The sequence below is a fragment of the Nocardia sp. CC201C genome, from assembly GCF_030010695.1.
Taxonomy (GTDB): Bacteria; Actinomycetota; Actinomycetes; order Mycobacteriales; family Mycobacteriaceae; genus Nocardia; species Nocardia otitidiscaviarum.
Genome location: NZ_JASCXP010000702.1, coordinates 1 through 1,688, shown reverse-complemented (window position 1 = coordinate 1,688; position 1,688 = coordinate 1). Strand labels below are relative to the sequence as shown.

Annotated in this window: 1 protein-coding gene; it reads right to left on the bottom strand. The window is 70.7% G+C overall.

Annotated elements, in window-relative coordinates:
- Positions 1-101: 101 nt before the first annotated feature.
- The gene (locus QK444_RS36080) at positions 102-1,592 is read right to left on the bottom strand and encodes an SCO6880 family protein (protein ID WP_029924311.1); all 1,491 of its coding nucleotides are present in this window, start codon (positions 1,590-1,592) and stop codon (positions 102-104) included.
- Between the last annotated feature and the right edge of the window lie 96 nt (positions 1,593-1,688).

The following is a 1,688-nucleotide window of genomic DNA, read 5'->3' as shown; positions in this document are numbered from 1 at the left end:
GGTTCCACGGGGAGGCTGGGGATGTCGCGGCGACCGCCGCGCCGGGTGGGCGCGGCATCGCGTTCGCGGACGGGTGGTTCGACGTCACGGGCCATGGTGGATTACCCCACAAGCGCTTTCGGGATGGTGGCGTGCTCCGGCAGGATGACGCCGCAGCCGAGCGAGGCCGCGAACGCGGCCGCCTGGTAGCGGTAGCAGCGCCGGATCTTCAGTCGGGCCTGGGTGGACAGGTCGCGGGTGATGGCCTCGATCCGCGGCAGGTCACCGCGCAGTGGCTCGGTGATGGTGACCAGCGCGCCGAATCGGGTGACACCGTGTCCGCGCGCCTGCTCCTCACGCGCCTGCTGCGTCGCGCCGACCCGCAGCGTGGCCGCCGCCGACACCACGCCGCGCTCGCTCTGCTGCGCGACCAGCGCGTTCTTGTAGTCGTCGTCCACGATCTGGGCGGCGTCACCGGCGGAGTGCGGCCGGTACACGATGGCGATGCGCTTGCGCGGCACCTCGGGATTCGGTGCGAGCAGCCGTTGCAGCACCCGCTCGTCCACCGCACCCTCGGGCGCGGTGTCCATCTCCCAGGTGACCGACCGGCCGCCGTCGTGGATGAAGTGGTCCCAGCGCTCCTCGTGCGACACCGGCCCGGCATCGGCCCAATCCAACCCGTGCCCACCGGGTTCGCCCGCCGCCACCTCCAGATCCGCCTGCGCGGCCGGATCGTAGCTGCGCCGGATGAAGGAGATCACCTCGTCGGCCGACATGGGCTGCGCGCGCACCCCGGCCTCGGCCAGCGCCGCGCAGATCCCGGGCAGGCGACGGCCGATCTCGACGGCCTCCTCCGCGGGATTCTTCCGCCGCTCCGCCGTGGTGGCCTTGAACGTAATGGCCACCCGCGGCAGCAGCTGCACCCGCTCCTGCGGCAGTTCGGTGGCCAGCTCGTACATCACCTGCTGTGCCAGATCCGGGGCTTCCGGCCGGGTGATGGCGGAAACCTCGGTGAGCAAACGGTTTCCGGTCTCGGGGACGGTGTCGATGACGGGCACCACCGCGACGATGTCGGAGGTCTGCCCCAGCGACGCCAGGAAGGTGCCCCATGCCGACACCCAGCGGTCGATGACGGGCTGGTCGACCGCCTCGTGCCCCTGCGGCCAGGCGCGCAACACCACCGTGTACTGCCCGAATTGCGGTAGGTGGATCATGCCGAAGCTGTAGCCGCCCGCGTCGATGCCCTCGTAGAGCCGCGACGGGGCCATCAGACCCGGCAGTCGGGTGACGCCGCCCGGAATCCGGGAGAACCGACCGCCCCGGTACACATGCTCACCCTTGCTGCGGCCACGCAACCAATGGAACATCATCAATCCGTTCTCGTATCCGGAGCGGCCCCCCGTCCGCCAGACCAGTGGAACCATCACGACCAAACCGAATCCCGCCACCACGAACGCGGGTTTCGGCCCCGCGACGAGCGCGGTCAGCAGCGCGGTGATGACGACGGCGAAGCCGACCACGGTCTCACCCCAGCGCAGGCCGAACAGGCCCGCGCTGCGCGGCTTCTGCCACAGCCCGTAGGCGCGGCGCTCGTAGCTCTCGGTGGTGGTCATCGCGGAATGGTGCTCCTGCCGAGGTCGGGTGAACGGTTGGTCCAGCGGTCACCGGCCATATCGCCCATGGCGGTTTCGGCACGGTTGGCTCCGGCG

What these genes read in the sequence shown, in the direction of transcription:
- QK444_RS36080 (WP_029924311.1), bottom strand. Translation starts at nt 1,592, where the DNA reads ATGACCACCACCGAGAGCTACGAGCGCCGCGCCTACGGGCTGTGGCAG.